This is a genomic window from Azospirillum sp. SYSU D00513 (genome assembly GCF_017356015.1).
In the GTDB taxonomy this organism is placed as follows: Bacteria; Pseudomonadota; Alphaproteobacteria; order Azospirillales; family Azospirillaceae; genus Azospirillum.
This window is the reverse complement of record NZ_JAFIQV010000006.1, coordinates 132,059-157,905: the sequence shown is the minus strand read 5'-3', so window position 1 is coordinate 157,905 and position 25,847 is coordinate 132,059. Positions and strand designations below refer to the sequence as shown.

The window sequence follows — 25,847 nt, the reverse complement described above, 5'->3', positions numbered from 1 at the left end:
CACGGTTCCGACCTCCCGCCCCGAACAGCCGGACCGGCCCATGCCCGATTGCACCACCGAAAGCGCCGCGAAGGCCGGATTCGCCACCATGGCTCCCGCCGGAGCCCGCTCGGACAACCCGTTGCGCGGCATCCTGATGGTCGTCGTGGCGATGGCCTTCTTCTCCTGCTCGGACGCGGCGGCGAAGTATCTCAGCCAGACCCTGCCCTCCATCGAGATCGGCTGGATGCGCTATTTCGGCTTCACGCTGCTGATGCTGCCGCTGGTGATGCGCGACGGCACGGCGGTGGTGCGGACGGCGCGGCCGGGGCTGCAGGTCCTGCGCGGGCTGGGCATGCTGGGTTCGGCCCTGTTCTTCATCATCGCCATGCGTTACCTGCCGATGGCCGAGGCGGCGGCGACCAGCTACGTGTCGCCCGTCTTCGTCACGGTCCTGTCGATCCTGTTCCTGGGCGAGCGGATCGGCCCGCGCCGCTGGGCGGCGGTGCTGGCCGGGCTGGTGGGCGTGATGATCGTCATGCGGCCCGGCGGAGCCGCCTTCCAGCCGGCGGCGGTCTTCCCGATCCTCTCGGCCATGTGCTGGGCCTGCGGCATCATCATCACCCGCAAGATGACCGGGCAGGAGAATCCGAACACGACCCTGATCTGGAGCGCGCTCACCGGGCTGGCGGCGCTGACCCTGCTGCTGCCCCTGGAGATGCGCGTGCCGACGGGGCCGGAACTGGCGCTCGGCCTCTTCATCGGGCTCGTCTCCACCATCGGGCAGTGGCTGGTGGTCCAGGCCTACCGTTACGGCGACGCCTCGGTGCTGGCCTCCTTTTCGTATATCCAGCTGGTCTGGTCCACGGCGCTGGGCTATCTGGTGTTCGCCGCGGTGCCGGACGCCTGGACCTTCGCCGGATCGGGCATCATCATCGCGAGCGGCCTCTACACCGCCCACCGCGAGCGCATCCGTGCCCGCGAGGCGGCGATGGCGCGGCGGGCATGAGTCCGGCGGGCATGAATTCCACAGAAGCTTTAGATATCGAAACCGAAGATCGGGGGAGTTTGGCGATGGGTGTTTCCGCGCGCCGGGTGGCGGCCCTGGGCGAATGCATGATCGAGCTGTCCCGCCGTCCGGACGGGCTGATCAGCATGGGCTTCGGCGGCGACACGCTGAACACGGCGGTCTACATGGCGCGGCTCGGCGCCCCGGTGGACTACGTCACGGCGCTGGGCGACGACCCGAACAGCGACGCGATGGTCGCGTCCTGGCAGGGCGAGGGCGTCGGCACCGGCCATGTGCTGCGCGTGCCCGGCCGCGTGCCGGGCCTCTACATGATCGAGACGGACGACCGGGGCGAGCGGCGCTTCCTCTACTGGCGCGACTCCGCCCCTGCGCGCGAGCTGTTCGTTCTGCCGGATTCCCCCGCCCTGATCGAGGCGCTGGAGGGCTACGACCTGCTCTACCTCTCCGGCATCAGCCTCGGCATCTGGGGCGAGCGCGGGCGCGCGGCGCTGTTCCCGCTGCTCGACCGGCTGCGCGAGCGCGGCGGGCGCGTCGCCTTCGACACCAACTGGCGCCCGCGCCTGTGGCCGGACAAGGAAACGGCCATGCGCGCCTATGACGACATGCTCCGCCGCACCGACATCGCCCTGCCCGGCGTGACCGACCTGCGCGACCTGTACGGCGACGCCGACGCCGCCACCGTGCTGGAGCGCGTGCGCGCCGCCGGCGTGCCGGAAATCGTCCTGAAGCTGGAGGAGCCCGGCTGCATCGTCGCCGGCGACGGCCCGGACCTGGAGGTGCCGTCCGAGCGCGTCGCGACGGTGGTGGACACCACGGCGGCCGGCGACAGCTTCAGCGCCGGCTATCTGACGGCGCGTCTGGAAGGCCGCAGCCCGGCCGAGGCGGCACGATCCGCTCACAGGATCGCCGCCGTGGTCATCCAGCACCGCGGCGCCATCATCCCGCGCGACGCGATGGCGGAGTTCCTGAAGCCGCAGTCCTGAAGGTCTGCCCGTCCGGGATTTTGGCGGCGGTCCGAGCCTGTGGTAGGATGCCCTGACACTGGAGGGCGGAAGACATGGGGAACGCTGCGCGACAGGTGCCACCGCCGCTGACCGTCGAGAAGTTCCTTGCCACGGACCCGTCCGAGTTCGGTCCGGCCTGGCGCTACGAACTCGTGGACGGACAGCCGGTCGCGCAGGCCGCCCCGACGCCCGAACACGGCGCCATCCTGGCGAACCTCGCGGCCGCCCTGAAGACGCGGCTGCGCGGCACGCCCTGCCGGCCGGAAGGCGGTTCGGCCGCGGTCCCCCGCGACAAGAGCAGGGACCGCGCCCGCATCCCCGATGTGCTGGTCCGCTGCGACGGACTGCCCACCGTGCTCTTCGAAATCGTTTCTCCGTCGGACGGGAAGAGCCAGGTCGAAAAGGCCAACCGCTACCGCGACCTCAAGAACGTCGAGGGGGTACGGGAAATCGTGGAGGTCGTGCAGGACGAGTATCTGTGCCGCCTGCACCGCTGGCGTAACGAGATCGCCGGCTGGCAGATGGTCGAGATCGACGGGCCGGACGGCGTGCTGCCGCTGGCGTCGCTCGGCATCGAGATCGCCTTCGCGGAGATCTACGACGGCGTGCTGGAGCCGGTCCCGTCAGAGCGGCGGGACGCCGGTTAGGACGCGCCCCGCCCCGACCACCCGCCGCATGGCGTCCGCCGGCATGGGCCGTCCGAAATGCCAGCCCTGGCCGTAATGGCAGCCCAGTGCCTGGAGCGGCGCCAGCATCGCCTCGGTCTCCACGCCCTCCGCGACCACCCGCAGCCCGAGGCCGCGGGCAAGCCGGGCGACCGCCTCGACGATAGCCGCCGTCCGCGCGTTCTCGCCCATGCCGACGATGAAGCTGCGGTCGATCTTCAGCACGTCGATGGGAAAGCGGTGCAGGTAGCTCAGCGACGAATAGCCGGTGCCGAAATCGTCGAGCGACACCTGGGCGCCCAGCCCGTGGATGCCCTCGATGATCCCCAGCGCCTGGTCCGGCCGGGCGACCAGCACGCCTTCGGTGATCTCCACCTTCAGCCGGTGCGCGGGGAAACGGGTGTCGTCGAGGATGGCGCGGAGCCGCCCGACGATGGCGTCCGAGGCGAAATGGCTTCCCGACAGATTGATGCTGAGGAAGGGTCCATCCGCACCGCCGCCTGCCGCCGCGAGCAGCGCGCGGGCGGCGCTCTCGAACATGCGGAGGTCGAGGGCGTGGATCACCCCGCAGCGCTCCGCCGCCTCCAGGAACTCCGCCGGCGGGACGATCCCGCGCCGGGGATGGCGCCAGCGCACCAGCGCCTCGAAGCCGGCCAGCGCACCCGTGTCGAGCCGCACGATCGGCTGGAAGAAGGGTTCGAACTCGCCGGCCTCCAGTGCCCGCCGGAGTTCGACTTCATGGATCAGGAAGTCGAAGGCGCCCGGCTCGCCAGCCGGTTCCGGCGCCGGGCCGGAGGCCGTCAGGTCGGTCCCGTCCGCCGTGCCGATGCGTTCGACCAGCGCGTTCTGGGCGTGGCGCATGCGGCCGATCAGGACGCGCAGCAGCTGGCCCAGCACGGGATCGCCCGCCTCGATGTGGCTGTGCAGCATCTCACGCGTCACGACGAGCAGTTCCAGCGGCTCCAGCGCGCGCGCCGTCGCCGAGCGGGGCTGGTCGTCGATAACCGCCATCTCGCCGAACAGCTCCCCCGGGCCGAGCCGGGCGAGCACCACCGGCTGCCCGCCGCGTTCGGCCAGGATCTCGACGAGGCCGGACCGGATCAGATAGGCGCGGTCTCCCCGCTCGCCTTCCGAGAAGACCAGCGCGCCCGCGTCCAATCGAACAGTGCCCATGGCGCCAACTCCTTGCAGGGGCCGCGCCGCCGGATCACCGGAGGAAGGCTCCGCCGGCGAGAGTAACCGCACGCGCGAAGCCGATCACCAGTTTTCGCCGTCTGGGTTAGTCCGAACGCAGAGGGCTGGCCCCGGCGGAGCACGGAAGGGCTTGCGTCCGGAATTGATATATTAGTATTCATGAGGCTGGCTTGGTGCGAAGGAGGACCGGCAGTCATGGCATCCAGAAGCCGGAGCGGCCCTCTTCAGGACAGTGGTCCCGTGACCTCGGGCTCCGCGCCGAGGGCGCTTCCGCGCACCCCACAGCGCGGCGCCACGGCGGCCACCACCATCCACCGCAGCCTGCGCGCCGACATCGTGGGCATGCGCCGCAAGCCGGGGGAGCCCGTCTCCGAGAAGCAGATCGCCGAGGCCTTCGGCGTCAGCCGCACGCCCGTGCGCGAGGCCGTGCTGCGGCTGGCCGATGAAGGGCTGATCGAAATCTTTCCGCAGTCCGGCACCTTCGTCGCCCGCATCCCCGTCGCGGCCCTCACCGAGGCCAGCGTGATCCGCAAGACACTGGAGCAGGCGACGGTCCGCTTCGCGGCCGAGCGCGCGACCCGCAGCCAGATCGCCGCACTGCGCGCCAACCTGGAGCGCCAGCACGAGGTGGACGCGGCGGGCGACGCCGACGGCTTCCACCAGGCCGACGAGGCCTTACACGCGCTGATCGCGGAGATCGCGGGATATCCCGGATTCTGGCCCATCGTCCAGCAGGTCAAGGTGCAGATCGACCGCTGCCGCCGCCTGACGCTGCCAGTGCCCGGCCGCATGGGGACGGTGATCGCCGAGCATGAGGGCATCCTCGCGGCCATCGCCGACCACGACCCGGACCGCGCCGCCCGGCTGCTCGGCGACCACATCGACGGGCTGCAGCTGACCATCGCGGATGTCCGGGGCGCCACGCCGCTCTACTTCACCCCCCTTCAGTCAACCCCCACCGAGGCCGAGCCATGACCCAGACGCGACCCGTTCCCACAGCCGCAACCCGCCGCCGCGTCGGCGTGATCGGGCTGGGCATGGCGGCGACGCCGCACGCGCAGAGCCTGCTGGATCTCGCCGGGCGGCTGGAGGTCGCCGGCGGCTACAGCCCATCGCCCGACCGCCGCGCCGCCTTCGCCGCGCGCTTCGGCCTGCCGGTGGTGGAGCGGATGGAGGATCTGCTGGACGACGCGACCGTGTCGGCGATCCTGCTGCTCACCCCGCCGGACACCCATGCGGGCCTGGTGGCCCGCTGCGCCGCCGCCGGCAAGCATGTGCTGCTGGAAAAGCCGCTGGATGCCACGCCGGAAGGGGCACGCGCCGTGGTCGAGACGATGGAGCGCGCCGGGCTGACGCTCGGCGTCGTGCTCCAGCACCGCTTCCGCGCGGCGGCGGAACGGCTGTCCGAGCTGCTGCGCGACGGCACGCTGGGCCGGCCGCTGTCGGCGTCCGTGGTGGTTCGCTGGTGGCGCGACGCCGCCTATTACGCGCAACCGGGCCGCGGCATGAAGGCGCGCGACGGCGGCGGCGTGCTGCTGACCCAGGCAATCCACACGCTGGACCTGTTCGTCAGCCTGCTCGGCCTGCCCAGGCAGATCGCCGGCTTCGCCGCCACCAGCGGCCTGCGTCCCATCGACACCGAGGACATGGTCGCGGCGGCGTTGCGCTACGACAGCGGCCTGCTTGCGACGGTGGACGCCAACACCGTCTCCTACCCCGGCTTCCCCGAGCGCATCGAGATCGCGGGCACCCTCGGCTCGGCCGTGCTGACCGGCGACCGGCTGGAGGCGAAGCTGCACACGGGCGAGACGATCCGGGCGGGGGAAACCGGCGGCACGCTGGGCGGCGGCGCCGATCCCATGGCCTTCTCCAACCAGCATCACCGCGCCGTGCTCGCCGACTTCCTCGACGCGCTCGACCAGGGCGGACGCCCGCGCGCGGACGGGCGGGAAGCGCTGAAGGTGCACCGGCTGATCGAGGGCCTTCTGCGCGCCTCGGACGGCGGCGGCGTCACGGAGATCGCGGAGGGGTAGGCCGGAAGGCGGGTCGGACAAGCGGGTGCGGGCGCTGCTACACTCCGGGGGCACATCCGGACTGGGGCGGAGCATCGCATCATGACCGACTTCGTGTTCGAAACCACGCCGCGCATCATCTGCCGGCCCGGCGCCTCCGCCGGCCTGGGCACGCTGGCGCGCGATCTCGGCGTCACGCGGCTTTTCCTCGTCACCGACCAGGGGCTGGTCAGGGCCGGGCTGCTGGAGCCGGTGCTGGCCGCCATCGGAGAGGCCGGGATAGCCGCCACGGTCTTCTCCGACGTGCTGGCCGACCCGCCGGAGGAATCGGTGCTGGCGGCGGTCGAGCGGGCCAGGGAGGCCGGTGTTGACGGCGTCGTGGGGTTCGGGGGCGGCAGCTCGCTCGACACGGCGAAGCTGGTGGCACTGCTGGCGGGGTCCCCGCAGCCGCTGCCGGAGATCTACGGCATCGGGCTGGCGAAGGGAAAGCGCCTGCCGCTGATCCAGGTGCCGACGACCGCCGGCACCGGATCGGAGGTGACACCCATCGCCATCGTCACGACGCCCAGTCACGAGAAGAAGGGGGTGGTGTCGCCGCAGCTCTACCCCGACCTGGCGCTGCTCGACGGCACGCTGACGCTCGGCCTGCCCGCGCATGTGACGGCCATGACCGGGGTGGACGCCATGGTCCACGCGATCGAGGCCTTCACCAGCCGCCACAAGAAGAACCCCGTGTCCGACGCGCTGGCGCTGAAGGCGCTGGAGCTGCTGCACGCCAACATCCGCACCGCCATCATCAACGGCGGCGACGTGGCGGCGCGCTCGGCCATGCTCCAGGGCTCGCTGCTCGCCGGCATGGCTTTCGCGAACGCGCCGGTCGGGGCCGTGCATGCGCTGGCCTACCCCTTGGGCGGCCACTATGGCGTGCCGCATGGGCTCAGCAATTCGCTGGTGCTGGCGCCGGTCATCGCCTTCAACCGCCCGGCCGCCGACCGTCCTTACGCCCAGCTCGCCGAGGCGATGCTGCCGGGCCGGCGCTTCACCGATCCGGAGGAGGGTGCGGACGCCTTCGTCGCGGCCATCCGCGCGCTCCTCGCCGACATGCCCTACGCCCATCGGCTGAGCGAGGTCGGGGTAAGGAGGGAGGATCTGCCGATGCTGGCGCGCGACGCCATGAACGTGCAGCGCCTGCTCGTCAACAATCCCCGTGACGTCGCCTACGAGGACGCGCTGGCGATGTACGAGGCCGCCTATTGACATCGCCGCGCAGCTGCTGGAGGTGGCCGCCGCGTGAGGCGTTCCGGTGGAACGGCGGAAGAGGCCGTGCGCGACAAAAGCGCCCGACTTATGTTCTTCTCAAAGGAAGGTTGTGCGGCCGGCCCGAAGGCCATTGAAGAACAGCGCGAGGATGGCCGGCGAACCCATGGATCAGACTGGAAACCAAGGCAGCGGAACCGACCAGATCGGCCCCGAACGCGCCAGGACCATGGTTCGCGAGCGGATGGAAGGCCGGACCATCGACATCGATGCCTGCGCCCGCGAGCCGATCCACATTCCGGGCACCGTCCAGCCTCATGGGGCGCTGCTGGCCTTCGATCCGGAGACGCGGCGGGTCGCCGTCTGCGGGGGCAACACCGAGGCGCTGCTCGGCGCCGGGCCGCAGGCCGTGCTCGGACAGGACGCCGGAGACTGCCTCTCCGCCCCCTTCGTCGAGGCGGCCCTGAGCCGATGGAAAGCCGGGGAGCTGTCGTTCCATGAGCCCCTGCGCCTGACCCTTGCGCCCCGGCCCGGCGCTTCCGCCCCCCTGACCGGCTGGGTGCATGTGAGCGGCGGCCTGATCCTGGCGGAAGCGGTAACCGACCCCGCCGAGCCCGCCGGACAAACCTCGATACAGGGCATCGTCAACCGTGTCCTGGGAACCCTGCAAAGGGCGCGGACGGTCGAGGAGCTGTCGCGGACCATGGCCCGCGCTATGCGCGCCCTGTCCGGTTTCGAGCGGGTGCTCGTCTACCGTTTCGACCCTGACTGGAACGGCGAGACCATCGCGGAGGACAAGGTGGCCGACTGGACCCAATCCTTCCTGGGGCTGCGCTCGCCCTCTTCCGACATTCCAGCGCAGGCCCGCGACCTGTACACGAAGAACCTGATCCGTTTCGTTCCGGACATCGACCACGCGGCCGTTCCCCTGCTTTCCACCCCGGACCGGCGCGACACGCCGCTCGACCTGTCCGGCGCCCGGCTGCGGAGCCTCTCCCCCGTCCATCGCGAGTACCAGCGCAACATCGGGGTGAAGGGGTCCATGTCCGCCTCCGTGCTGAAGGACGGAACCCTGTGGGGGCTGATCATCGGGCATCACCGGAACCCTCACCGGGTTTCCCCGGACGCCGAGGAGGCCATCCTCACCCTTGCCCGCGCCTTCGGCATGCGGCTGTACCAGGTCGAGACCGGGGAGGCTCAGGCGGAACGGAACCGCCAGATGAACATCTGCTCCCGGCTGATCGGGCAGGCGGCCGGGCAACGCGACCTCGCCGGCGCCCTGACCGGCCGTGAGCTGGATTTGGGCAAGCTGTTCGGAGCGTCGGGCGCCGCCCTCGTGCTCGACGGCGACGTCCATCCGGCCGGAGCCGCCCCGCCGCGCGCCGACGTCGCCGGCCTCGCCGACTGGATCAGGGACACGGCACCCGAAGGCTCGCTCTTCACCGCCCATGACCTTCCGCACCGCTACGTCCCCTTCGTGAAGCACGCCAAGACCGCCAGCGGCGTGCTGGCCGCCTTCCTCGGCGAGGGCCGCAACGACATGCTTCTCTGGTTCAGGCCGCAGGAGGCGGAGACCGTCGCATGGGCGGGGGAACCCACCAAACGGATCGAACCGGGCAACGGCGGAAACATGATCCTCCCACGCCAGAACTTCGAACTCTGGCGCGAGGTGCGGGCCGGCTACAGCAACCGGTGGCAGGACTGGGAACTGGAGACCGCCGATGAGCTGCGGCGGGCGGTCGAGGGCGTCATGGCCCGGCGGCTGGACGAGCTTCGGGAGGTTCAGGACAGGATCGAGAACATCCGGCGGCTGGAAGCCCTGGAAAGGCTGCGGATCGCGAAGGAGGAGGCCGAGCGCGCCAGCGTCGCGAAGAGCCGGTTCCTCGCCGCGGCGAGCCACGACCTGCGCCAGCCCGTGCAGTCCCTGCTTCTGTTCCTGGAATCCCTCGCCCCCCACGTGCGGGGCGAGCAGGGCCGCGAGGCGATGAGGCATCTCGGGCGCGGCATGGACGCGCTGAAAATGCTCCTGGACGGCCTTCTCGACCTGTCCAGCCTGGACGCGGGCGTCACGCAGCCGGTCATCGAGGAATTTCCGGCGGCTGGCCTCCTCGGGCAGCTCGCGGCCGACTTCGCGTCGGTCGCCGCGGCCAAGGGGCTGGACTTCCAGGTCGGGCAGTGCGCGGCCAGCCTGCGGAGCGACCGCACGCTGCTGCGGCGCATGCTCAACAACCTCGTGGAAAATGCGGTGCGCTACACGGAGTCCGGCCGCATCGCCATCGAATGCCACCCGGCCGGCGGACATCTGCGGATCGAGGTCCACGACACGGGCGCCGGCATTCCATCCGAACATCTGGACCTGATCTGGGACGAGTTCCACCAGCTCGGCAACCCGGAGCGCGACCGCAACCACGGGCTTGGCCTCGGGCTGTCGATCGTCCAGCGCCTGTCCGGCCTCCTCGGCCACCCGGTCGAGGTCCGTTCCATGCCGGGGCAGGGATCGGTCTTCTCGGTCGAGGTGCCTCTCGGCAAGGCCCTGCCCGCCCGGCCACCGGCCGCCACGGCGGAAACGACGGGCAATGGACGGCTGGTGCTCCTTGTGGACGACGATTCCATCGTGCTGCTCGCGCTCAAATCGGTCTTCGAGGCCTGGGGCTACGGCGTGCTGGCCGCCGGCTCCTGCGATGAGGCCGTCCGGATGCTGCGGGAGGCCGGGCAGGCGCCGGACATCGTCGTGGCCGATTACCGGCTGCGCGAGAGGCGCTTCGGGACGGAGGTGATCCTTAAGGTCCGGGAGATGCATGGCACCGGCGTGCCGGGTGTCATCCTGACGGGAGAAACGGGACCGGAAGCCCGCCGCGACTCCCTGACCCACGGGTTCGAACTCATGCACAAACCGGTGACGCCCCGGCAACTGGGCGAGATCCTCGGCAAGCTGCTTCCGTCGGCATAGATTTCGGTTTCCAGACGCTTTCAGATTTGAAAGCCCGGCAGATTCAACATACCCGATGACTTTGAAGATCCGGTGCTGGTCGAACCGCCGCGCCCGGATGAATCGAACCTCGCCGGGCTCCGGTGTCAGGTTGCTGTCAGGTTCGGTCCGTATAGTCCGTCCCGCAAACAACCTTGAAAAACGAACCAGAAGAAGAATGAGGAGGATCCCCATGAAGGCAGCCATGCTCCTGGCCGTGGGCCTGACCCTGTGCTCCGGCGTGGCGCTGGCCCAGCAGGCCCAGCTGCCGCCGGCGGGCGAGCGTCCGCAACGCCTGCCGGAACTCGTGCTCGGCTCCGACACCGACGACACGCTGATGTCCCAGAAGTCCTACGAGCTGGTGGCCGGGCAGGCCTACCGGCTGGAGGTCACCAACGCCGGCATGCAGGAATACATGTTCCGGGCGCCCGACCTGTTCCGCAACGCGCTGATCCGCCAGATCGTCGTGGAAGACCTGGAGGTCCACACCAACTGGATCCACGGCCTGGAGTTCGACGCCAAGGGCACGATGGAGGTCTTCTTCACGCCCGTGAAGACCGGCGACTACGACTTCTTCATTGAGCCGTTCCAGGACGCGATGCGCGGCCGCATCAGCGTGAAGGCCAAGCAGTAGGCAGCGGGCAGCAGGGGGAGGAAGTGATGAAGGCGCTGACACGCGCGCGGGCGCTGGCCGGCCTTGCCGGCGTCCTTCTGGTGGCGTCGTTCGGGGCGGGAGCGGCGCTCGCCGCCACTCCCGCCGGCGAGGCCAAGACGATCCGCATCGGCTATCTGGCGCGGGAGGAGCCGCCCCGCATCCCGCTGACCTTCCTCGAGCCCGACATCCAGGACGAGGGGGTTCAGGGCGCGCGGCTCGGCGTCGCCGACAACGCCACCACCGGGCGCTTCATGGGCCAGCGCTACGAACTGGTGGAGACGGTCCTGCCGCGCGACGGCGACCCGGCGGAAGCCATCCGCAAGCTGGCCGCCGACGGTGTCCGGCTGGTCGTCGCCGACCTGCCGGCCGAACCGCTGCTCGCCGCCGCGTCGGATCCGGCGGCGGAAAAGATGCTGATCTTCAACGCGCGGGCACCCGACGACGTGCTGCGCAACGAATCCTGCCGCGCCAACCTGCTGCACACGGCACCGAGCCGGCGCATGCTGGCCGACGCTCTGGCCCAGTATCTCGTCTGGAAACGCTGGCCGGAATGGTTCCTGGTGGTCGGGCAGACGCCCGGCGACAAGGCCTTCGCCGACGCGATGGAGCGAGCGGCAAAGCGCTTCGGCGCCAAGATCGTGGAGCGGCGGCCCTGGACCTTCGAGACGGGCAACCGGCGCTCCGACACCGGCCACACCACCGTGCAGTCGGCCATCCCCACGGCGACGCAGCGGGTGGAATACGACGTGCTGGTCGTCGCCGACGAGGCTGACGAGTTCGGCGAGTATCTCGACCACCGCACCTGGCTGCCGCGCCCCGTGGCCGGAACCCAGGGGCTGGTGCCGACGATCTGGTCGCGCGTGCACGAGCAGTGGGGCGCCACCCAGCTCCACAGCCGGTTCGAGAAGGCGGCAGGACGCTGGATGACCGAGCGCGACCACGCCGCCTGGATGGCCGTGCGCAGCATCGGCGAGGCGGCGACCCGCACCAACGCCACCGACCCCGACCGGCTGATCGCCTTCATCCGCAGCGGCGACTTCGGGCTGGCCGCCTTCAAGGGCGAGGCGCTGACCTACCGGCCCTGGGACGGGCAGCTCCGCCAGCCGATCCTGATCGCCGGCCCGCGCATGCTGGTGTCGGTCTCGCCCCAGGAAGGCTTCCTGCATCCCGGCTCGCTGCTCGACACGCTGGGCGACGACCGGCCGGAAAGCCGCTGCAGCCTTGCCCGATAAGCCAGGTCCGGGATCAAGTCCGGACCGGAACCAAGAATTGAGGAGGAAAGCATGAAGAGGCTTCTGCCCGCCGCGGCGCTGCTGGCGGCACTCGGGGCCGGCGCCGGGACCGCCCGGGCCGAGACCATCGTCGTCTCCAATGAAAAGGACAACTCCCTCTCCGTGATCGACGGCGCGACGCTCACCGTCGTGAAGACCATCGAGACCGGCCGGCGTCCGCGCGGCATCATCTTCAGCAAGGACATGACGAAGGTCTATGTCTGCGTCGGCGACGACAACCGCATCGACGTGGTGGACCTGGAGGCCGGCAAGGTCGTGGACCGGCTCCCCTCCGGCCCGGATCCGGAGCTGTTCGACCTGCACCCCGACGGGAAGACCCTCTATGTCGCCAACGAGGACGACAACATGGTCTCCGTCGTGGACATCGAATCCAAGCGCGTCACCGGCGAGATCCTGGTCGGGGTGGAACCGGAGGGCATGGGCATCAGCCCGGACGGGTCGGTCCTGGTGAACACGTCCGAGACCACGAACATGGCCCACTTCATCGACACGAACAGCAAGGAGATCACCGCCAACGTGCTGGTCGACGCCCGACCGCGCGTCGCCCGCTTCACGCCGGACGGAAAGCAGGTCTGGGTCTCCTCGGAGATCGGCGGAACGGTCAGCGTGATCGACACCGCCAGCAAGGACATCGTGAAGAAGATTGGCTTCGAGGTGCCCGGCGTGCGGCGCGAGGCGATCCAGCCGGTCGGCGTCCAGATCACGAAGGACGGCAAGCGGGCCTTCGTGGCGCTCGGCCCCTCCAACCGCGTGGCGGAGGTCGATCCCGTCACCTACGAGGTGAAGAAGTACCATCTCGTCGGGCAGCGCGTCTGGAACGTCGCCCTGTCGCCGGACGAGAAGCGTCTCTACACGACCAACGGCGTCAGCAACGACGTGTCGGTCATCGACCTCGAGCGCAACCGCGTCGTGAAGAGCCTTCCCGTCGGTGGCGCGCCCTGGGGCGTGATCGTCAAGCCCTGACCTTCGCCGGAGGATGCTTGCCGGCCGCCAACGGCCGGCAACGGAACGGACCCGCTATTTCTCGCCCACGAAGTCGCAGTGCGGAAAGGTCTGGAAGTCGTAGTGGCGGACGCGCAGTTCCGGCCCGCGGCGGCCGAACCGGTCGAGCACGGCGAGATGGGCGGTCTGGTCGAGCATCCATTGCGGCCGGCCATCGAGCAGGAAATGCCCGATGTAGGCCGTCAGCGTATCCAGGAACCGACCGGCGGCCGGCGTGTCGTTGTAGTAGACGAAGCCGACGGGTATATCGCGGAAGGGCCCGCGCCGGCGCCGGTCGTGCATGACGCCGACATCGTGACCGGCCATCTCGCCGGCGAGCCGCCGGAGGTCGCCGCGCACGGTGGCGTCCAGATCGACCACGATCAGCGGCCGCCCGAGATGACCATGCCACTGCCGGGCACGGATGAAGCGCGCGCTGGCGTAATAGGTGCTGCGCTGGGCGGGTTGCCAGCCGGTCAGGTCGGTCCTCTCGCAGGACAGGCCGATGACCAGCGAATAGCGCTGCCGCCACTCCTCGATCATCCCAAGCAGCGAGCGGGAGGGGGACACCACGTTCAGCACCACCGCCGCACCGGGGCTGTGCTCGCCGATCGACCGGAGCAGGTCCGGCCCGAAACGGCGCACATAGACCTCGTCGCCGCTCATCATGATGACGGGGTCGCTTCCCCCCGGAATATCCGTCACGACCGTCATGTCCGGCAGCCGGGCGATCACGGCGTCGGCCGGCGGCAGCCGCTCGAAGAAGGCATCGTCCGCCCGCAGCATGGACCAGTAGCCGAGTTCTCCCGCAGCCGTCTCCTCCCCGCCCGCGAAGCGGGCCGCGAACCTCATCTGCAGACGTGACGCGAGGGGGAGGCGGCCCCGGCGGTAGGCGTGATAGCCCACCAGCGATGCCGCCAAGATGTCCTTGGGGTCGCCGCGCAGGCGCCGCCGCGCCGCGATGGCCACCGCTTGCAGCCGCCGGTCGTCGAGAGCGCCCAACTGGAACAGGTCCAGCGCCAGCGCCATCCAGGGCCGCAGGCTGCCCGGTTCGTCGGGATGCACCGCCTGAACCCTGCTCAGGTGATCGAAGGCCTGCACGGCCATGGCGAGATCGACGGGACAGGCCTTTCCCGGTGACCAGTCGAGCAGACCGCTGCGGTGCTGGAGCAGCCGCGCCAGGCTGTCGTGTCCTCTCACCGACTGCGGGTCGAGCGCCACCGCCCGGCGCGCCGCGGCTTCCAGCCGGACGGACTCCCGCCCGCGCAGGACATCCAGATTGTTCCGCGCCTGCTTGTGACCAGGCGTCGCCGCCAGGATGCGCTCGTACCAGGCGGCCGCGTCCAGCGGCCGGCCGCCTCCGGCGGGCGGAGGGGCGGCCAGCAGGTTCGCCAGGTTGAAGGCCCCCGCCCCATGGGCCGGCAGGAGCGCCAGCGCCCGCCGGTAGGCGTGATCGGCCGCACCCGGCCGGCCGGCGCCGCGCAGCAGGCTTCCGTAATTCGCCCAATGGTCGGGGCTGTCCGGCTGTGCTTCCACCACCGCGCGGAAAAGGCCGGCGGCCTCGGCGGCACGCCGGGTCTGCATCAGCAGCATGCTCAGCATCTGAAGCGCCTGGAGATGGCCGGGCATGGCCGCCAGGAACGCGCGGTATCCCGCCTCCGCCTGCGTCAGGTCCCCCTGCTGGTGGCTGCGCATGATGTCCGCGAGGTCCATGCCCGTTTCTCGTCCGCTGTTCCCCGCCATCGCGGTTCCCCGGCGCCGGCCGCCGGTGAAACGGACCCTGCCACGTCTTTCACCGCCCGGTCCACAATGGCGTCCGGCCGTGCCCCAGTTCCGCCGGAGTCCAACGGAACGGCCTGGGGCTCAGGGGAGGCCGCGTGAAACGCCGCGGCCCTCGATCCGCGCGACGATCTCCTCGCACAGCGCGTGGGTCCGCAGGGCGTCCTCGGCGGACAGGCGGCGCCCCTCGCGGACGGCGTCGAGGAAGGCCGCGCAGGCCTGCTCGATGCCGCGCTGGCGGGCGACGGGCGTCCAGTCGCCGCGCCGTGCCCGGACCTCCTCGCCCCGATGGTCCAGCCGGTCGGCGAGGTTGAGGACCGTCCTCTTGCTCCCCTCCCCCATCGCCTCCAGGATCTCCTCGGTGGAGCCGCTCATCCGGTTCATGACGCCGACGGCGCTGAAGCCCTCGCCCGACAGCGTCAGCAGGACATGGTGGAGCATCCCGTCCCGGAGCTTCCACCGGACGTCCACGTCCCGAACCGGCCCCGGCGCCAGGAAGCGGAGCGTGTCCACGACATGGATGAAGTCGTCGAACACCATCCGGCGCGGCGCGTCGGCCGAGGCCGTGCGGTTCTTCTGCATCAGGATCAGGTCGCGCGGATGGCCGAGCAGGCCGGCGTAGAGCGGGGCGAAGCGCCGGTTGAAGCCGACCATCAGGGAACAGCCCCGGCTTTCCGCCAGCCGCACCAGCCGTTCCGATCCCGCCAGCCCATAGTCCAGCGGCTTGTCCACATAGACCGGGATGCCGGCCAGCAGCAGCGGCTCCACCAGCGCCGCGTGCGCCTCCGTCGCCGCGTGGACGAAGGCGGCGTCGAGCCCGCCGGCGAGCAGCGACGCCATGTCGGTGTGGCGGTTCCGGATCCGGTGGGCGTCGCCCAGCTCGTCCAGCACCGCCCGGTTCCGCGTCATGAGGCTGAGGTCCAGGTCGGAGCGGGCCGCCAGCACCGGCAGGTAGGCCTTGCGGGCGATGTCGCCCAGCCCGATCATCGCGACGCGCATCATGCCTCCTGTCCGTGCCACTCCTCGGCGCCGGCGACCCAGGTCGCCAGCACCTCCACCTCTTCCGTGATCAGGACGAGATCGGCGCGCAGGCCCGGCGCCAGCCGCCCGAACCGGCCGTCGAGCCGCAGGAAGCGCGCCGGGTAGAGGGAGGCCATGCGCAGCGCCTCCTCCAGCGGAAGGCCGAGCATGGTGACGCAGTTCCGGACCGCCGAGGCCATGTCGATGTCGGCCCCAGCGAGCGTGCCGTCCAGCGTCACCAGCCGCCCATCCCGGCGCAGGATGGTCTGGCCGTACAGCTCGAACCGGTCCGCGTCGGTGCCCACGGGGTCCATCGCGTCGGTGACGAGGAACATGGTGCCGGGGGGCTTGGCCGCGAGCATCACCCGCAGCAGCCCCGGATGGACATGGACCCCGTCCACGATGAGGCCGCACCAGGCGTTCCGGTCGGCGAGCGCGGCGCCGACCGGGCCGGGCTCCCGGTTGACGACCGGCGGCATGGCGTTGCCGAGATGGGTGAAGCCGCGGACGCCGGCGGCCAGCGCCTGCCCCACCCGCTCGAAGGACGCCGCCGTGTGGCCGGCGGACAGGACGACGCCGGCTTCGGCGAAGCCGCGGATGGCCGTGTCCTCCACCGCCTCCGGCGCCAGCGTCAGCAGCACCCGCGCGCCGTGCGGCTCCATGCTCCGGGCAAGGCCGCAGATCTCCGCGAGGTCGTCCGCGTCCGGCGGACGGATGAAGCTCGCCTGGTGGACGCCGCGCCGCGCCTCGCTGAGGAAGGGTCCCTCGATGTGGATGCCCAGCACCCCGCCCCGCGGGTCGGCCGCCGCCTCCAGCGCCGCGGCGCAGGCGGCGCGCTGGCCGTCCCGGCGGTCGGTGATGAAGGTCGGCAGCAGGCCGGTCGTGCCGAAGGGCCGCATCGCCCGGGCGATGGCCAGCGCCGCCTCGCGCGTGGGCGTGCGGTTGAACAGCACGCCGCCGGCGCCGTTGACCTGCGCGTCGATGAAGCCCGGCGCCAGGATCGCCCCCTCGGGCAGCCGGCGCCGCTCCGCCCCCGGCGCCTCGGCGCCGTCCGGCAGCAGGTCCAGGATCAGCCCGTCCTCGATCAGCAGGGACAGGCCGTCGGCCATGCTCTCGCCCGTGAACAGGCGGCAGCCGGTGAGCAGGGTCCGCATCAGCGTGTCTCCGTCACCTTGCGCAGGTTGGCCGGCGCGTCCGGGTCATAGCCGCGCGCGACCGCCAGCCGGTGCACCGCCATGTAGAAGCTCTGGATCTGGCAGAGCGGCGCCACGGCCGGGTGCAGCCCGGCTATGGTCGGCAGCGCCGTGGTCCCGGCGCCGTCCAGCGCCGACCAGACCGGGCTGCCCAGCGCCGCGATGCGTTCCGCCGCCTGCCTGATCGAGCCGGCGGCCTCGTCCTCCTGCCCGACCGCCAGCACCGGCAGGTCCGGCCCGACCAGCGCCAGCGGCCCGTGGATCACCTCGGCGGCGCTGAAGGCCTCCGCGTGCAGGCGGGAGGTCTCCTTGAACTTCAACGCCATCTCCAGCGCCGCGCCATAGCTGGTGCCCCGCCCGATGACGAACAGGCCGCGCGCGGGCACCAAGGTCTCCAGCGCCGGCCACCAGTCGAGGCCGAGCGCCCGCTCCAGCGCGTCCGGCACGGATTCCGCCGCCTCCAGCAGTTCCGCCGATCCCGACCAGTGCGCGGTCAGGTTCAGGAAGGCGAGGCAGGACAGAAGATAGGACTTGGTCGCGGCGACGCTTGTCTCCGGCCCGGCGCCGAGCGGCAGCGCCACGTCGCAGAGCGCCATCAGCGGCGAGTCCTCGTCGTTGACGAAGCCGACGGTCACGGCGCCGCCGGCCTTGGCCGCCTCGGCCAGCCGCAGCAGGTCCGGGCTGCGGCCGGACTGCGACACGGCGATGAAGAGGCTGTCCCGCAGGTCGAGCCGCGTGCCGTAGACCGAGGCGACGCTGGGGCCGACCGAGGCGACCGGATGGCCGAGCGCCGTCTCGACCAGGTACTTGCCATAGACGGCGGCGTGGTCGGAGCTGCCCCGCGCGCAGGTGGTGACGAAGCGCGGCGGTGCGGCGCGCAGCCGGGCGCCGAGTTCGGCGAAGGCGGCGCGGTTGCGCTCGATGTGGCGGCGGGCGGCGGCGGGCGCCTCGGCGGCCTCGCGGCCCAGCGCCGTTCCCGTGGTGCTTTGCGTCATGGCAGCGTTTTTCCGTTGTTTGCAGCGGGTCTCAGACGAGGTTCAGTTCGACGATGTAGTCGTAGGCGTCGCCGCGGTACTGCGACCGCACCAGCTCGAGCGGCGTCCCGTCCTCCAGGAAGCTGCGCCGCTCGATATGGAGCGCGGGCGCGGCGTCGGCCACCTCCAGCAGCCGCGATTGCTCGGGCGTCAGGCAGACGGCGGACAGGCGCTGCAGCGCGCGGAAGGGCGGGTAACCGCGGGCGCGCAGGGCCTGGTAGAGCGAGCCGTCCAGCGCCTCCGGCTCCGGCAGGAAACGGGCAGGCAGCACGGCGAACTCGATGGCGAGCGGGATGCCGTCGGCGAGCCGCAGCCGCCGCAGCTTGGCGACCTGCGCGCCGGGGCTGAGCCCCAGCGCCAGCGCCTCCTCCGGCGAGGCGGGTCCCGTCGCGCGGCTGATCCAGCGCGATCCGGCGCTCATCCCCCGCGCGGCGATGTCCTCCGTGAAGCTGGTCAGGGCGGACAGGCTCTGCTCGACGTGCGGGTTCCGGTTCACGAAGGTGCCGGCCCCCTGGCGCTGGCTTAGCAGCCCTTCGGCGCTCAGCTCCCGCAGGGCCTTGCGCACGGTGACGCGCGACACCTCGAACATCTCCGCCAGCTCGCGCTCGCCCGGCAGAGCGTCGCGCTCGCCCAGGCTGCCCGACGTGATCAGCCCCCGCAGGTGGCGGGCGAGTTGCATGTAGAGCGGCAGCGGGTGCTCGCCGGACAGCGCGCTCTTGTCGAAGGCCGTCTTCGGGCTGCCGAGGCTGGACATGGACTGCGGCTCTTCCTGCTCGTGGCGGACGACCGATAATACCAATAACATACCACACCGCAACCATTCCTTTCCGCCCGCTCCCGAAATTGGAATCGGCCCGTCCTTCACCCCAGGGCTGCGCGTTGCGGAAGTCCGGCGAAAAATCGAGGAAATCACCTCTCCGATGGAGGTATGATGCGTGAAAGGGCACTGTGGGAGGGAACCGGTATTCGAAAGGTAGCTCCACCGGGATTGCAGAAGCGCGTTGCAAACGGCTTGGCAATCGGTATCATCGGCAGCATTCCAATATAGGACCATTCGCTCGTCGGAGGATCGATGGCGGAGAGCACAGAGGAGGCCGGCGTCCGTTTCCAAGGCCTGGACGGCTGGCCGACGGCCGAGATTCTCACCGCGCTGTGGAACGGGCAGATGCAGGCAGTCGCCGCCTGCCTGCCGGCGCTGCCGGCGCTCGGCGCGGCGGTCGATGCCGCCGCGCGGCGGCTTTCCGGCGGGAACGGGCGGCTGGTCTATGTCGGGGCCGGCTCCTCGGGCGGCATCGCCGCCATCGACGGGCTGGAGCTGGGCGGAACCTTCGACTGGCCGGACGCCCGGCTGGCGGTGGTGCTGGCCGGCGGACTCGACCTCAACCGCGGCCTCTCGGCCGGGGCGGAGGACGACGCCGGGGCCGGGCGCGAGGCCGCCCTGGAGCGGCGGGTCGGCCGGGGCGACGTGGTGGTCGGGATTTCCGCCGGCGGGCGCAGCCCCTACACCGTCGCCTTCCTGGAGACGGCGCGGCGGGCGGGCGCCCTGACCGTCGCCGTTTCCAGCGTCCCGGACTCTCCGCTGGTCCGCGCCGCCGAGCATGCCGTCGTCATCGCCACCGGGCCAGAGGTGCTCGCCGGCTCCACGCGGCTCGGCGCCGGGACGGCGCAGAAGGTGGTGCTGAACCTGTTCTCGACCGCCCTGATGACGGCGCTGGGCGCCGTGCACGACAACCTGATGGTCAATGTCCGGCCGGAGAACGCGAAGCTCCGCGCCCGCTGCGCGAGCATCGTCGCGCGCATCGCCGGCGTGGACGCCGTCCGGGCGGAGGCGGCGCTGGCCCGCCACGGCGACGTGAAGCGCGCCGTGCTCGGGCTGGCCGGCGTCGCCGAATCCGACATCAACGACCGCCTGGCCGAGGCCGGCGGCAATCTCCGCCGCGCCCTGAACGGGGTGCGCCGGCGGGAAGGAGCATCCGCATGAGCATGGTCACCCTCGGCGCCCCGATCTCGGGCTGGGCAGCACCCCTGTCGGAGGTGCCCGACCCAGCCTTCGCCGAAGGCATGATCGGCGAGGGCATCGCCATCGACCCGACCGATGCCACCCTGCGGGCGCCCTGCGACGGAACGGTCCTGTCGGTGCACCGCGCGCGGCACGCCTGCACCGTCCAGGCGGCCAACGGGGCCGAGATCCTGATGCACATCGGCGTGGACACGGTCGCGCTGAACGGGGAAGGCTTCACGGTCCATGTCGGCGGCGGGCAGGCCGTGCGCGCCGGCGACCCGCTGATCTCCTTCGACATGGACCTGCTCGCCGCCCGCGCCCGCAGCCTCATGACCATGCTGATCGTCGTGAACGGAGACGAGCATGCGGTCGGCGACCTCGTCACCGACCGGGAGGTCGCGGCCGGGGAACCGGTCATGTCCGTGACCGCCCGGACCGGCGGCGGGGATGGCGGCGAGACGGCGGGCGCGCGGAGCGCCGAGCGGCAGGTGGTGCTTCCCATCGCCCACGGGCTGCACGCCCGTCCGGCGGCGGCGCTGGCGGCGGCGGCGAAGGCCCATGCCGGGGCGGTCACCATCGCCTGCGGAGGCCGGAACGCCAACGCCAAGAGCGTCACCGCCCTGATGGCGCTGGGCAGCGCCCATGGCGACCGGATGACCCTCACCGTGGAAGGCGACGGGGCCGACGCCGCGGCCGACCGGATCGCGGGGCTGATCGCCGCCGGGCTGGGCGACCCCGTCCTGCCGGTGACGGCGGTCCCGGGTACGGGCGTGGCGACGACCTCCACCGAAGCACCCTTCACGGAGGGCGAGCCGGTCCTGCTGAAGGCGACGGTCGCGGTGCCCGGCCTCGCGGTCGGCCGCGCCGTCCGGCTGGTCCGCAAGGCGGCGGAGGTGCCGGAGCAGGGCGCCGGGCCGGAGATGGAGCGCCGCCGGCTGAAGGCGGCCATCGCCGCGACGGCCGACCGGATCGAAGCCGCAGCCACGCAGGAAATCGGAGGCCACGGCGCCATCTTCGCGGCGCACCGCGCCCTGCTGGAGGACCCTGAACTCAACGGCGCCGCCATGGCCGCCATCGCCGAGGGGCGGAGCGCCGAATGGGCCTGGCGCACGGCCTTGAGCCAGCAGGCCGAGACGCTGGCCGGCCTCGCCGACCCGCGCATGGCGGAACGCGCCGCCGATCTGCGCGACCTGGAGGCGCAGGTGCTGGCGGCACTCGGCGGTCACGACACGCTGCGCCAGATCGCCGGCCTGCCGGAGGGCAGCGTCCTGATCGCCGGGGAGATCATGCCGTCGGAGGTCACCGCGGCCCCGCCGGGCCGGCTCGCCGGCATCGTCATGGAGGAGGGCGGCCCGACCTCCCACGCCGCGATCCTCGCCGCCTCGCTGGGCATCCCCACGCTGGTCGCCGCCGGGCGCCCGGCGGCGCGGGTGCCGGACGGCGCGCCGCTGATCGTGGACGGCAACCGGGGCGAGCTGCGCGTCTTCCCGCCCTTCGAGCTGGTCCGGGCCACGCTCGACCGGATCGAGAGCGGCCGCGCCCGCCGGGCCGCCAACCTCGCCGCCGCCGGCGAGGACTGCCGCATGGCGGACGGCACGCGGATCGAGCTGTTCGCCAACCTGGGCCGCGTCGCCGACGCCGCCTCGGCGGTGGTAAACGGGGCGGAGGGCTGCGGCCTGCTGCGCACCGAGTTCCTGTTCCTCGACCGCGGCCAGGCGCCGACGGAGGAGGAACAGCGGGACCAGTACCAGTCCGTCGCCGACGCGCTCGGCACCCGGCCGCTGATCGTCCGCACGCTCGACGTCGGCGGCGACAAGCCCCTGCCCTACCTGCCGCTTCCGCGCGAGGAGAACCCGGTGCTGGGCCTGCGCGGCGTGCGGGTCGGCTTGCGCGACCCGGAGCTGCTGCGCGCGCAGATCCGCGCGATCCTGCGCGTCCGCCCGGCCGGGCGCTGCCGCGTCATGGTCCCGATGGTGACCTCCGTGTCCGAGATCGAGGCGGTGCGCCGCATGGTGGAGGAGGAGCGTGCGGCGCTGGGCATCGCGGTGCCGGTCGAGGTCGGCGCCATGATCGAGGTGCCAGCGGCGGCCCTGATGGCCGACCGGCTGTCCCGCGTCGCCGACTTCCTGTCCATCGGCACCAACGACCTGACCCAGTATGTGCTGGCGATGGACCGCGGCAACCCGCATGTGGCCGCCCAGCTCGACACCCTTCATCCGGGCGTGCTCCGCCTGATCGCCCAGGTGACGAAGGGGGCGGCGGCCTTCGGCCGGCCCGTCGCGGTGTGCGGCGGCTCGGCCTCCGATCCGGTCGCGGCGCCGCTGCTGATCGGGCTCGGCGTGACGGAGCTGTCGGCCACGCCGGCCGTGATCCCGGACCTCAAGGCCTTCATCCGCACGCTGCGCCCGGAGGAGTGCCGGACCGTGGCCGAGGCCGCGCTGAACCTGGATTCGGCCGAGGAGGTGCGCCGCCTCGTGGCGGAGCGCTGGAGCGGTTTCTGAGGGGCCGGAACGTCAAGAAACGCCGAACATCAAGAACGGAAGAACGGGGTGTGACATGTCTTCGAACCGCTTTTCGGGCCTGCAGAATCTCGGCCGGGCGCTCATGCTGCCCATCGCCGTGCTGCCCATCGCCGGCCTGCTCCTGCGCATCGGCCAGCCTGACCTGCTGGACATCGCCTTCATCGCAGCGGCCGGCGACGCCATCTTCTCCAACCTAGGCCTGCTCTTCGCCGTCGGCATCGCCGTGGGCTTCGCGCGCGAGAATCATGGCGCGGCCGGCCTCGCCGGTGCGGTGGGCTACTTCGTCGCCATCAAGGGTGCCGTGGTGCTGAGCGGCGTGGCGCCCGAGATGGTGGCCAAGATGTCCGCCCGCATCAGCATCCCGGTCGGCATCCTGATCGGCATCGCCGCCGGGCAGCTCTACAACCGCTTCAAGGACATCCAGCTTCCGGAATATCTGGCCTTCTTCGGCGGGCGCCGCTTCGTGCCGATCGTCACGGGCTGTGCGGCGCTGGTGCTGGCGGTGCTGTTCGGCATCGGCTGGCCGCTGATCGACGCCGGCCTGTCCGGCCTGACCTCGGCGGTGCTGGGCGCGGGCCAGATCGGCCTGTTCCTCTACGGCGTGCTGAACCGCCTGCTGATCATCACTGGCCTGCACCACATCCTGAACAACGTCGCCTGGTTCCTGCTCGGCGACTACCAGGGCGTCACGGGCGACCTGAACCGCTTCTTCAAGGGCGATCCCACGGCCGGCGCCTTCATGGCCGGCTTCTTTCCGGTGATGATGTTCGGCCTGCCGGCGGCCTGCCTCGCCATGTACCACACGGCCAAGCCCGAGAACCGCGCCGCGGTGGGCGGCGTGCTGCTGTCCATGGCCCTGACCGCCTTCCTGACCGGCGTGACGGAGCCGGTGGAATTCTCCTTCATGTTCCTGGCGCCGGTGCTCTACCTCGTGCACGCGCTGTTGACCGGCGCGTCGCTGGTGATCATGGACCTGCTGAACGTGAAGCTCGGCTTCGGCTTCTCGGCGGGCTTCTTCGATTACGCGCTGAACTACGGCCAGGCGACCAACCCGATCCTGCTGCTGCCGATCGGCCTCGCCTATTTCGCGGTTTATTACGGGCTGTTCCGCATCTGCATCACCGCCTTCGACCTGAAGACGCTGGGCCGCGAGGACGGCACGCTGGCGATACCCGCCGGCCAGGCAGCCCCTGCCGCCGGTGCCGCCGCGCCGGCCGGCGCCACGGCGAGCGCCGCCGCCCCGACCAGCCGGGGTGCGGCCTATCTGGCCGCACTCGGCGGCGCCGGGAACGTCCGGACGGTCGAGGCCTGCACGACGCGCCTGCGCCTGACCGTCGCGGACAACGCCGCCATCGACGAGCCGGGCCTGAAGACGCTCGGCGCGCGCGGCGTGGTCCGGCCCTCGGCCGGTTCGGTCCAGGTGATCATCGGCCCGCTCGCCGACCAGATCGCGGGGGAGGTGCAGGACGCGATGCGCTCCACCCGTACGGCTGCCATCAGCTGAGGCCGGCCACCGCCCAACGCCTCCGGTCCCGCCGCCAGCGGGCCGGAGGTTTTCGTTTCACGAGAAGGACGCCCCTCCATGCGCCTGCCCGCCGGCACCCTGATCCGCGCCGAAGCCATCCTGTTCGACATGGACGGCACGCTGATCGACACCACGGCCCCCAACCTGCGCGCCTGGACGGGCTGGGCGGCCCGCCACGGGCTCGACCCCGACGCCATCCTCCGGGTCTGCCACGGCCGCCGCACCATCGAGACGGTGCGCATGTTCGCTCCGCCCGGCCTGGACGCGGAGGCCGAGGCGCGGGCGCTCAGCCTGGAAGCCACCTTCGACACGGAAGGCGTCTTCCCGGTGCCGGGCGCCCCGGCCCTGCTGGACGCCCTGCCCCGCGACCGCTGGGCCATCGTCACCTCCGCCGACCGCGCCATGGCCGAGGAGCGGCTGCGCCAGGTCGGGCTGCCGCGGCCGGAGATCCTGATCGCGGCGGAGGACGTGTCGGCCGGCAAGCCCGATCCGGAATGCTACCGTCTGGCCGCCCGCCTGCTCGGGCGCGACCCCCGCGACACGCTGGTCTTCGAGGACGCCCCCGCCGGCTTCGAGGCGGGCCGCGCCGCCGGCGCCCGCACCCTCGCGGTCGCGACCACGCTCACCGAAGCCGAGTTGGCGGAGATCGAGTGGATTACGGACTTCGAGCGGCTGAGCCTCGCCGTCGCGGACGGGCTGCGGCTGACGGTGATCTGATCCCGGCGCGCCCCTCATACGATTTTTATGAAGTCCTGCCTGTGGTCAGGACTTCCGCGCCCCAACTTCCGCGCCAGGGGGCGCGGGGCCGCAGTCGCGGCCCTATACCGGGTTCGGAGGTCCGAATCTTCCGAACCCGGTATCACAGCGAGGCGGTGATGCCCCCGTCGACGTAGAGCACATGCCCGTTGACGAAGGCAGAGGCGCCGGAGGCCAGGAAGATGCAGGCGCCGACCAGCTCCTCCACCCGGCCCCAGCGGCCGGCCGGCGTGCGCTTTTCGAGCCAGGCCGAGAAATCCGCGTCGGCGACCAGCGCCGCGTTGAGCGGCGTGTCGAAATAGCCGGGCGCGATCGCGTTGCACTGAAGCCCGTATTTGGCCCAGTCCGTCGCCATGCCCTTGGTGAGGTTGCCGACCGCACCCTTGGTCGCGGTGTAGGGCGCGATGGACGGGCGGGCGAGCGAGGTCTGGACGCTGGCGATGTTGATGATCTTGCCGGCGCCGCGCTTGATCATGTGGCGGGCGACGGCCTGCCCGACGTTGAAGACGCTGGACACGTTGGTCCGCATCAGCCGTTCGAAGGCATCGGCGGGAAAGTCCTCCAGCGGCGTGCGGAACTGCATGCCCGCGTTGTTGACGAGGATGTCGATCGGGCCGGTTTCCGCCTCGAAACGGTCGACGGCGTCGCGGGCCGCCTCATGGTCGGTCACGTCGAAGGGGAGCGTGCCGGCCCCCTCCCCGAGCCCTGCCGCGGCTTCCGCGAGCTTGTCCCTGTCGCGGCCGTTGAGCACGACGGCAGCACCCGCGGCGGCCAGCCCCTTGGCCAGCGCCAGCCCGATGCCCTGCGAGGAGCCGGTGACGAGGGCGCGCCGGCCCTTCAGGTTGAAAAGTTCGATGGACATGAGACGTCTCCAATTCCGGCGGGCCATGGCCGCCGCGCCGGCATATCGAAAAAAGAAAGGGATCAAGGCCCATCCGGACGCTGGCGGCTGCCGGCGCCCGGACGGAAAAAGAATGAG

At 71.3% G+C, this 25,847-nt stretch carries 21 protein-coding genes; 14 read left to right on the top strand and 7 right to left on the bottom strand.

Annotated features, from left to right (window positions below; all coding sequences use genetic code 11):
* Nucleotides 1–40: 40 nt before the first annotated feature.
* The 3 genes from JUB11_RS06830 (at nucleotide 41) to JUB11_RS06820 (ending at nucleotide 2,660) form a co-directional block, all read left to right on the top strand.
* Nucleotides 41–988, top strand: coding sequence for a DMT family transporter (locus JUB11_RS06830; RefSeq protein ID WP_207457604.1), 948 nt, complete (start codon nucleotides 41–43; stop codon nucleotides 986–988).
* A 65-nt stretch (nucleotides 989–1,053) separates the two neighbouring features.
* Nucleotides 1,054–1,992, top strand: coding sequence for a sugar kinase (locus JUB11_RS06825; RefSeq protein ID WP_207457602.1), 939 nt, complete (start codon nucleotides 1,054–1,056; stop codon nucleotides 1,990–1,992).
* 74 nt (nucleotides 1,993–2,066) lie between these two features.
* Nucleotides 2,067–2,660 (top strand): Uma2 family endonuclease, encoded by a 594-nt coding sequence (locus JUB11_RS06820; RefSeq protein ID WP_207457599.1) that lies wholly within the window; start codon nucleotides 2,067–2,069, stop codon nucleotides 2,658–2,660.
* Here the strand turns inward: JUB11_RS06820 and JUB11_RS06815 are convergent.
* Entirely contained in the window at nucleotides 2,637–3,851 is a 1,215-nt protein-coding gene (locus JUB11_RS06815) for an EAL domain-containing protein (protein WP_207457597.1), read from the bottom strand. The genes JUB11_RS06820 and JUB11_RS06815 overlap by 24 nt on opposite strands.
* A 261-nt stretch (nucleotides 3,852–4,112) precedes the next feature.
* Here JUB11_RS06815 and JUB11_RS06810 point away from each other — a divergent pair, with 261 nt between their 5' ends.
* From JUB11_RS06810 to JUB11_RS06780, 7 genes are all read left to right on the top strand, one after another.
* The gene (locus JUB11_RS06810; RefSeq protein ID WP_348771373.1) at nucleotides 4,113–4,847 is read left to right on the top strand and encodes a GntR family transcriptional regulator; all 735 of its coding nucleotides are present in this window, start codon (nucleotides 4,113–4,115) and stop codon (nucleotides 4,845–4,847) included.
* A complete protein-coding gene (locus tag JUB11_RS06805; RefSeq protein WP_207457593.1) occupies nucleotides 4,844–5,905 on the top strand; it encodes a Gfo/Idh/MocA family oxidoreductase in 1,062 nt (353 codons plus the stop codon). Before JUB11_RS06810 ends, JUB11_RS06805 begins: the two co-directional genes overlap by 4 nt.
* Nucleotides 5,906–5,986: 81 nt before the next feature.
* Nucleotides 5,987–7,141 (top strand): iron-containing alcohol dehydrogenase, encoded by a 1,155-nt coding sequence (locus JUB11_RS06800; protein WP_207457591.1) that lies wholly within the window; start codon nucleotides 5,987–5,989, stop codon nucleotides 7,139–7,141.
* A gap of 166 nt (nucleotides 7,142–7,307) precedes the next feature.
* Nucleotides 7,308–10,091 (top strand): ATP-binding protein, encoded by a 2,784-nt coding sequence (locus tag JUB11_RS06795; protein ID WP_207457588.1) that lies wholly within the window; start codon nucleotides 7,308–7,310, stop codon nucleotides 10,089–10,091.
* Nucleotides 10,092–10,302: 211 nt separating this feature from the next.
* Nucleotides 10,303–10,743, top strand: a complete 441-nt coding sequence (locus JUB11_RS06790) for a hypothetical protein (protein WP_207457580.1) — start codon at nucleotides 10,303–10,305, stop codon at nucleotides 10,741–10,743.
* A gap of 26 nt (nucleotides 10,744–10,769) precedes the next feature.
* Nucleotides 10,770–11,996, top strand: coding sequence for an ABC transporter substrate-binding protein (locus JUB11_RS06785; RefSeq protein WP_207457578.1), 1,227 nt, complete (start codon nucleotides 10,770–10,772; stop codon nucleotides 11,994–11,996).
* Between the two features lie 51 nt (nucleotides 11,997–12,047).
* Nucleotides 12,048–13,019, top strand: a complete 972-nt coding sequence (locus tag JUB11_RS06780) for a PQQ-dependent catabolism-associated beta-propeller protein (RefSeq protein ID WP_207457575.1) — start codon at nucleotides 12,048–12,050, stop codon at nucleotides 13,017–13,019.
* 54 nt (nucleotides 13,020–13,073) lie between these two features.
* On the opposite strand, the gene JUB11_RS06775 is transcribed toward JUB11_RS06780, so the two are convergent.
* The 5 genes from JUB11_RS06775 to JUB11_RS06755 all read right to left on the bottom strand — a co-directional run bounded on the left by JUB11_RS06775 (nucleotide 13,074) and on the right by JUB11_RS06755 (nucleotide 18,817).
* A complete protein-coding gene (locus tag JUB11_RS06775; RefSeq protein WP_247886896.1) occupies nucleotides 13,074–14,750 on the bottom strand; it encodes a tetratricopeptide repeat protein in 1,677 nt (558 codons plus the stop codon).
* Between the two features lie 150 nt (nucleotides 14,751–14,900).
* Nucleotides 14,901–15,818, bottom strand: a complete 918-nt coding sequence (locus JUB11_RS06770; protein WP_207457571.1) for a Gfo/Idh/MocA family oxidoreductase — start codon at nucleotides 15,816–15,818, stop codon at nucleotides 14,901–14,903.
* Nucleotides 15,815–16,990 carry an N-acetylglucosamine-6-phosphate deacetylase gene (gene nagA, locus JUB11_RS06765; RefSeq protein WP_207457569.1) on the bottom strand — a complete coding sequence of 392 codons (1,176 nt, stop codon included), beginning with the start codon at nucleotides 16,988–16,990 and terminating at the stop codon, nucleotides 15,815–15,817. The genes JUB11_RS06770 and nagA overlap by 4 nt, the downstream gene beginning before the upstream one ends.
* The gene (locus JUB11_RS06760; protein ID WP_207457567.1) at nucleotides 16,990–18,024 is read right to left on the bottom strand and encodes an SIS domain-containing protein; all 1,035 of its coding nucleotides are present in this window, start codon (nucleotides 18,022–18,024) and stop codon (nucleotides 16,990–16,992) included. Before JUB11_RS06760 ends, nagA begins: the two co-directional genes overlap by 1 nt.
* Before the next feature lie 31 nt (nucleotides 18,025–18,055).
* Nucleotides 18,056–18,817, bottom strand: a complete 762-nt coding sequence (locus JUB11_RS06755) for a GntR family transcriptional regulator (protein WP_207457565.1) — start codon at nucleotides 18,815–18,817, stop codon at nucleotides 18,056–18,058.
* A gap of 318 nt (nucleotides 18,818–19,135) precedes the next feature.
* On the opposite strand from JUB11_RS06755, the gene JUB11_RS06750 reads away from it, so the two are divergent.
* From JUB11_RS06750 to JUB11_RS06735, 4 genes are all read left to right on the top strand, one after another.
* Nucleotides 19,136–20,044, top strand: a complete 909-nt coding sequence (locus JUB11_RS06750; protein ID WP_207457563.1) for an N-acetylmuramic acid 6-phosphate etherase — start codon at nucleotides 19,136–19,138, stop codon at nucleotides 20,042–20,044.
* A complete protein-coding gene (ptsP, locus tag JUB11_RS06745) occupies nucleotides 20,041–22,566 on the top strand; it encodes a phosphoenolpyruvate--protein phosphotransferase (protein ID WP_207457561.1) in 2,526 nt (841 codons plus the stop codon). Before JUB11_RS06750 ends, ptsP begins: the two co-directional genes overlap by 4 nt.
* 55 nt (nucleotides 22,567–22,621) lie before the next feature.
* Complete coding sequence (gene nagE / locus JUB11_RS06740) at nucleotides 22,622–24,091, top strand: N-acetylglucosamine-specific PTS transporter subunit IIBC (protein ID WP_207457558.1); 1,470 nt, start codon at nucleotides 22,622–22,624, stop codon at nucleotides 24,089–24,091.
* A 78-nt stretch (nucleotides 24,092–24,169) separates the two neighbouring features.
* Nucleotides 24,170–24,829, top strand: a complete 660-nt coding sequence (locus tag JUB11_RS06735; protein ID WP_207457556.1) for an HAD family hydrolase — start codon at nucleotides 24,170–24,172, stop codon at nucleotides 24,827–24,829.
* 142 nt (nucleotides 24,830–24,971) lie between these two features.
* Here the strand turns inward: JUB11_RS06735 and JUB11_RS06730 are convergent, their stop codons facing one another.
* The gene (locus JUB11_RS06730; protein WP_207457554.1) at nucleotides 24,972–25,730 is read right to left on the bottom strand and encodes an SDR family oxidoreductase; all 759 of its coding nucleotides are present in this window, start codon (nucleotides 25,728–25,730) and stop codon (nucleotides 24,972–24,974) included.
* Nucleotides 25,731–25,847: the final 117 nt, after the last annotated feature.

Bases quoted from the DNA above. Each gene is read 5' to 3' on its own strand.
- JUB11_RS06830 (WP_207457604.1), top strand. From the start codon at position 41: ATGCCCGATTGCACCACCGAAAGCGCCGCGAAGGCCGGATTCGCCACC.
- JUB11_RS06825 (WP_207457602.1), top strand. From the start codon at position 1,054: ATGGGTGTTTCCGCGCGCCGGGTGGCGGCCCTGGGCGAATGCATGATC.
- JUB11_RS06820 (WP_207457599.1), top strand. From the start codon at position 2,067: ATGGGGAACGCTGCGCGACAGGTGCCACCGCCGCTGACCGTCGAGAAG.
- JUB11_RS06815 (WP_207457597.1), bottom strand. From the start codon at position 3,851: ATGGGCACTGTTCGATTGGACGCGGGCGCGCTGGTCTTCTCGGAAGGC.
- JUB11_RS06805 (WP_207457593.1), top strand. From the start codon at position 4,844: ATGACCCAGACGCGACCCGTTCCCACAGCCGCAACCCGCCGCCGCGTC.
- JUB11_RS06800 (WP_207457591.1), top strand. From the start codon at position 5,987: ATGACCGACTTCGTGTTCGAAACCACGCCGCGCATCATCTGCCGGCCC.
- JUB11_RS06795 (WP_207457588.1), top strand. From the start codon at position 7,308: ATGGATCAGACTGGAAACCAAGGCAGCGGAACCGACCAGATCGGCCCC.
- JUB11_RS06790 (WP_207457580.1), top strand. From the start codon at position 10,303: ATGAAGGCAGCCATGCTCCTGGCCGTGGGCCTGACCCTGTGCTCCGGC.
- JUB11_RS06785 (WP_207457578.1), top strand. From the start codon at position 10,770: ATGAAGGCGCTGACACGCGCGCGGGCGCTGGCCGGCCTTGCCGGCGTC.
- JUB11_RS06780 (WP_207457575.1), top strand. From the start codon at position 12,048: ATGAAGAGGCTTCTGCCCGCCGCGGCGCTGCTGGCGGCACTCGGGGCC.
- JUB11_RS06775 (WP_247886896.1), bottom strand. From the start codon at position 14,750: ATGGACCTCGCGGACATCATGCGCAGCCACCAGCAGGGGGACCTGACG.
- JUB11_RS06770 (WP_207457571.1), bottom strand. From the start codon at position 15,818: ATGATGCGCGTCGCGATGATCGGGCTGGGCGACATCGCCCGCAAGGCC.
- nagA (WP_207457569.1), bottom strand. From the start codon at position 16,990: ATGCGGACCCTGCTCACCGGCTGCCGCCTGTTCACGGGCGAGAGCATG.
- JUB11_RS06760 (WP_207457567.1), bottom strand. From the start codon at position 18,024: ATGACGCAAAGCACCACGGGAACGGCGCTGGGCCGCGAGGCCGCCGAG.
- JUB11_RS06755 (WP_207457565.1), bottom strand. From the start codon at position 18,817: ATGTCCAGCCTCGGCAGCCCGAAGACGGCCTTCGACAAGAGCGCGCTG.
- JUB11_RS06750 (WP_207457563.1), top strand. From the start codon at position 19,136: ATGGCGGAGAGCACAGAGGAGGCCGGCGTCCGTTTCCAAGGCCTGGAC.
- ptsP (WP_207457561.1), top strand. From the start codon at position 20,041: ATGAGCATGGTCACCCTCGGCGCCCCGATCTCGGGCTGGGCAGCACCC.
- nagE (WP_207457558.1), top strand. From the start codon at position 22,622: ATGTCTTCGAACCGCTTTTCGGGCCTGCAGAATCTCGGCCGGGCGCTC.
- JUB11_RS06735 (WP_207457556.1), top strand. From the start codon at position 24,170: ATGCGCCTGCCCGCCGGCACCCTGATCCGCGCCGAAGCCATCCTGTTC.
- JUB11_RS06730 (WP_207457554.1), bottom strand. From the start codon at position 25,730: ATGTCCATCGAACTTTTCAACCTGAAGGGCCGGCGCGCCCTCGTCACC.